Consider the following 5,004-nt stretch of genomic DNA (forward strand, 5'->3'; position numbering starts at 1 on the left):
TTTGTACATATTATAATTATATATTTTTACAAAATTAGGCGAGTTTGTCTTTTACTCGTCTAATTTCTCCAAGTATTATTATTTGTGTACGGTTTTAAACAAATCTTCTAAAATATTTCAATTCGGCTATAAATTTGCTAAATGTAAGTAAAGTATAAAAAAAGATGCAATAGTATTTAGCAAATTTTAAAATTAAACGTTAATAAAAAAAGAATCGCTATATAAATTTATGAAATTTAACTCCTTTTTAATCTTATTATTGTTTCCGATAGCTGTTTTTTCTCAAGGATACGCTTCTATCTCGGGAAAAATCATTGACAAAACTACACAAAATTCTATTCCAAATGCTTATTTGAGTATTCAAGATAAAGGATTTTCTAGCGAAACTAATGCTTTAGGAGAGTTTAAATTTTTCTTTCCTAAAATAAATCTTGACTCAATGGTGGTCATTTCTATGATTGGGTACAAAAATATCATTAGAAAAGCCTCGTCTTTCGATTCTACCAATGTTATTGCCTTAGAACCAGCCGAAATATTGGCATCTATACAAGGAGGTGACCCAAAAGTGCTTTTAAAAGAAGCATTTGGATTAGTTAAAAAGAATAATCCTACTTTTCCGACTTATCAAACTGGTTTTTATTTAGAAACAATAGAAATGGCAAAATTGGGCTATGTAAAAATCAATGAAGGCATTATTCGCATTGAGCGTCCGCACACTGAAAAGGAAATTGGTATTGAAAAAATAAAATTATTGAAATCTCGAAAATTTGAATGGATGGGTCAAACTGCTAAACTCAACGGTTGGGGATTTGTAAATGGAGCCGCCATAGTTACTCGCTCGCTTGAAGGGGGAATTCCTGATTATTTGGACAAAGGTAATATCAACGATTATGATTTCAAAATTGATTCAATAATGACTTACTTTAATGATAGTCTTGTTTTTTCGATAAGTTTTAAGCCTATCAATAAAAAAGTAAAAGCGGCTCGAAATGGCAAAATTTTCTTAACACAAAATAGCAAAGCCATTGTCAGAATTGAATACGAAATGACTCCCGAAGGTGTAAAAGATGTAATAAAAGGCAATTTTACTGACAATACTAAAAAAGAAGGCAAGCTCGTAAAAGGCTACACTCAGTTTTTACCCATGAATGGTGTGTGGCATCTACAAGACTGTAAATTGATTTTTGAGGCAAAATTTGAAGACAAACTCGAAAAAAAATTCGTAAATGAAGCCACCATGACAATCCAGTTTATGGCAAACGAACAGGGTAAACTTGGCAACCGAACAGCCATAAAGTTTGACGAAGAACTCATTACTACCAATAATTTTCCTAAAGGTGGGCGTTATGATGAACGTTTTTGGGGAACATCTAATTATCTAATTCCAACTCCTGCGATGCTCAAAATCACCGAAAAAAAATAATTTTTAAAGAAATAAAGCCCTAAATTGCATTCTATTTAAAAATCACAAAAACATCATTCTAAGCATGAAAAATATTTTCGTTTTAGTTGCCTTTTTATCTCTTTCAATAACTGCTTTCCTTACTAATTGTAGTAGTAAAACACAAGAAACTGAAAACAAGATTGATTCGACTGCCATCGACAGTACACAAATTTTGCAGACCATAAAAGATATGTATTCTTGGCATGAAACAGATACCACTCAATTAAGTGATTTTACGTTGGCATACCCAAATAACGGCTTTTGCACAGGAATTGACCGAGAAATAAATAATAATAGAATAGCCGAATTGAAGAAAACAGATTTCTTTGCTGATGATTTTTTTAATAATTATGAACGAATTCTGAAGAAAATAGATACCGAAATAAAAGCAGATACAGCTAAATATCAAGAAGGTGATGGGTTGGAAAATAACTATTTGGATGCCAGTCCGTGGTGCAATTGTCAGGACAATCCAGATAAGTTTTGGGAAACTTTAAAAATCAAAGATTTGGTTATCAATGGTAATGTAGCAACAACCAAATGGACTTGGATTTGGAACGATGTCGATAATTTTAGCTATCAAGTAAAATTGAAGAAAGTAAATAATGTTTGGAAAATATCAAATTTGGAAGGATTTGATAATATGTAAGTTAAAGATAGAGTAATTCAGCTCTATCTTTGTAAAAAAAATAGTTTTTTTGAAATTTCCCCTCAGTGAAAAAAGGAGGAGAAACTTTACTAATAATAACCTTTTTTTAATTACTACTCAGAAATGTCTATTGATTTAAAAATAAAGCAATTAGCCAAAGATTATGCTTCCGAAGTTGTTGCAAATCGCCGTCATTTGCATACAAATCCTGAATTATCTTTTCAAGAATATAATACTGCCAAATTTGTTGCCCAAAAACTCCGAGATATTGGTCTAACTCCCCAAGAAGGCATTGCCAACACCGGCGTAGTGGCATTGATTGAAGGCCGAAACCCGACAAGCAAAGTTGTAGGTTTGCGTGCTGACATGGACGCATTACCCATTTTTGAGAAAAACGATGTGCCGTATAAATCTCAAAATGAAGGAGTAATGCACGCCTGCGGACACGATGCACATACTTCATCGTTGCTCGGCACTGCCAAGATTTTATTTCAACTTCGAGAAGAATTTGAAGGAACAATCAAGTTGATTTTTCAACCTGCCGAAGAAAAAGCCCCAGGTGGAGCTTCAATAATGATTAAGGAAGGTGTTTTAGAAAACCCTGCCCCAAATAGTATGCTTGGTCAGCATGTTGCCCCAAATATTCCAGTTGGAAAAATTGGTTTCCGAGAAGGAATGTACATGGCAAGCACCGACGAACTGTATTTGACCGTAAAAGGTAAAGGTGGACACGGAGCAATGCCCGACCAGCTCATTGACCCTGTGTTGATTGCCTCGCACTTGATTGTTGCTCTGCAACAGATTATTTCACGCAATAAAAAACCTGCCAATCCTTCGGTACTTTCTTTTGGCAGATTTATTGCCGATGGTGTAACAAATGTCATCCCAAATGAAGTTACGATTCAAGGTACTTTTCGTTGCATGGACGAAGAATGGCGAGAAGATGGACTCATAAGAATGAAAAAAATGGCAGAAGGAATCACCGAAGCAATGGGTGGAGTTTGTGATTTTGAAGTAGTAAAGGGTTATCCCTTCTTGAAAAACCATCCAGAACTGACTCGCCGAATAAAAAATGAAGCTACAATCTATATGGGAAAAGAAAATATTGTAGACCTCGATCTTTGGATGGCAGGCGAAGATTTTGCTTTTTACTCACAAGTAGTAGACTCGTGTTTTTATAGACTCGGCACTCGTAACGAAGCTCGTGGCATTATTTCAGGCGTACATACCCCTACTTTTGATATTGATGAAACATCACTCGAAATTGGGCCAGGTCTTATGTCCTGGCTGGCAATTCGAGAACTTAGTAATTAGAAGATAATAGTGAAAACCTGTTTTGGTTATTGTCTATTAGAGCGTTATTAAGTTTTTTAATTGGGGCTTAAAATACATCTTTTTAACTTACTCTTCGTTCAAAAAAATATCATTTTTTACCAGCAAAAAAAACTAAAAAACCTCCTATGAAAAATATATCTTTAATAGGTCGTTTTGCTACAAAAGCATTGATTTTAGCAATAGCTATTTCGTTGCCACCCGAAAGCTTTGGATAAGATACATCGACCGATGAAACAAGTGTATCGCCTTCTTTAGAAATAAAAGGAGGGCTTTGCAGCTCGAAAGAAACAGTATCAACTTTTACAATAACATTGTCGGTAGTGGTAGAAGTGGTTTCATTTTTAGATTGGCAGCTCGAAAATACAAGGGCAAAAAAGAGGCTAATAGCTAAATATTTCATTGGGTTAGATTTTATGTGTTGAACAAATATAAAGTTTCTTTAAATACGATTATTGTTTTTGATATAAAATACAGGAATTTTATAGTATTTTGTAATTCTATTGCCAAATAACAAGTAAATATTCTTATTTTTTTATGTTGCAAAAACTTTCCGAATTGCCAGTTAAATGGCATCATTTACTTTTTTATAGTCTATTGGTTGCCATTATTCCGCACACGGGTTTTTGGTTCGACCTCAATAACGATTGGCCTCGTTGGTCGAACTACGCTTTTGAACATGGATTAAGTCAAATTTATAATTCCGACACCAACTATATGCCTTTCTATTTGCATTGGCTTTATTGGTTTGGAAAGCTGCAAGGAAGCAAAGAGTTGATTTATGCCAATAGTTATCAGCTCAAATATTTCTTCTTGCTATTTGATTTTGGTGGAGCAATTGCCATTGCTTGGGCATTACGAAAATATTATACCCGACAATTTGCCGAATATATGCTGCTCTTCAATATAGGATATTTATATTGTACCGTTATTTGGGGCCAGTTAGATAGTGTTCCAACTACGATTGTGGTTTTAGCAATCATTTGTCTTTTTGAACGAAAACTACTTTGGGCGGCATTTTTCTGTACATTATCGGTTTATGTAAAACTCCAAACGATTATTTTTGTGCCTTTTTTTATTATTTTACTGGTTTATCAATTAGGCAGAAATCTTGATAAATGGCTTATAATAAAGATGTTAGCTATATCATTACTTACACAACTTTGGCTTTTAAGTCCATTTATTTGGGGAGGGACATTCTGGAATTTTCTGAAAGTTGTAAGAGAATCGGTCGGTTTTTTTCCAAGAGTATCATGGAATGCCTACAATATTTGGTATTTATTGCTCAAACAAGACCCAACCTTACTCAATGATACGCTAACATTTGCAGGACTAAGCTATAAAAGATGGGGATTTATTTTGTTTTTTAGTTTGTCGGCAATTGGCTTTATTCCATTGATAATCAACACTATTAAAAAGTTGAAATACAAAAACGATTTAGATAAAAACTATTATTCTTTACTGTGGCTTACTGCTGGAACAATCGCTATTTTGTTCTTTTTTGTCAATACCCAAATGCACGAACGATACTCTTACCCTGCTATTGCCTTGTATTTTGCTTATTCGTTACTCAGTAATC

General features: G+C 34.0%; 5 protein-coding genes. 4 read left to right on the forward strand and 1 reads right to left on the reverse strand.

Features of this window, described 5'->3' with window-relative positions; all coding sequences use genetic code 11:
• Window positions 1-229 precede the first annotated feature (229 nt).
• From ACH2CJ_RS11760 to ACH2CJ_RS11770, 3 genes are all read left to right on the forward strand, one after another.
• A complete protein-coding gene (locus ACH2CJ_RS11760; RefSeq protein WP_394993001.1) occupies window positions 230-1,423 on the forward strand; it encodes a hypothetical protein in 1,194 nt (397 codons plus the stop codon).
• Window positions 1,424-1,487: 64 nt separating this feature from the next.
• Window positions 1,488-2,093 (forward strand): hypothetical protein, encoded by a 606-nt coding sequence (locus ACH2CJ_RS11765; protein WP_394993002.1) that lies wholly within the window; start codon window positions 1,488-1,490, stop codon window positions 2,091-2,093.
• 123 nt (window positions 2,094-2,216) lie between these two features.
• Window positions 2,217-3,407 carry a M20 family metallopeptidase gene (locus ACH2CJ_RS11770; RefSeq protein WP_394993003.1) on the forward strand — a complete coding sequence of 397 codons (1,191 nt, stop codon included), beginning with the start codon at window positions 2,217-2,219 and terminating at the stop codon, window positions 3,405-3,407.
• A gap of 109 nt (window positions 3,408-3,516) precedes the next feature.
• Here the strand turns inward: ACH2CJ_RS11770 and ACH2CJ_RS11775 are convergent, their stop codons facing one another.
• Window positions 3,517-3,828: a hypothetical protein gene (locus ACH2CJ_RS11775; protein WP_394993004.1), complete on the reverse strand. Its 312-nt coding sequence runs from the start codon at window positions 3,826-3,828 to the stop codon at window positions 3,517-3,519.
• Between the two features lie 134 nt (window positions 3,829-3,962).
• On the opposite strand from ACH2CJ_RS11775, the gene ACH2CJ_RS11780 reads away from it, so the two are divergent.
• The coding region (locus ACH2CJ_RS11780) for a hypothetical protein (protein ID WP_394993005.1) at window positions 3,963-5,004 on the forward strand (1,042 nt) is incomplete at its 3' end.

The sequence above is a fragment of the Emticicia sp. genome, from assembly GCF_043780375.1.
GTDB lineage: Bacteria > Bacteroidota > Bacteroidia > Cytophagales > Spirosomataceae > Emticicia.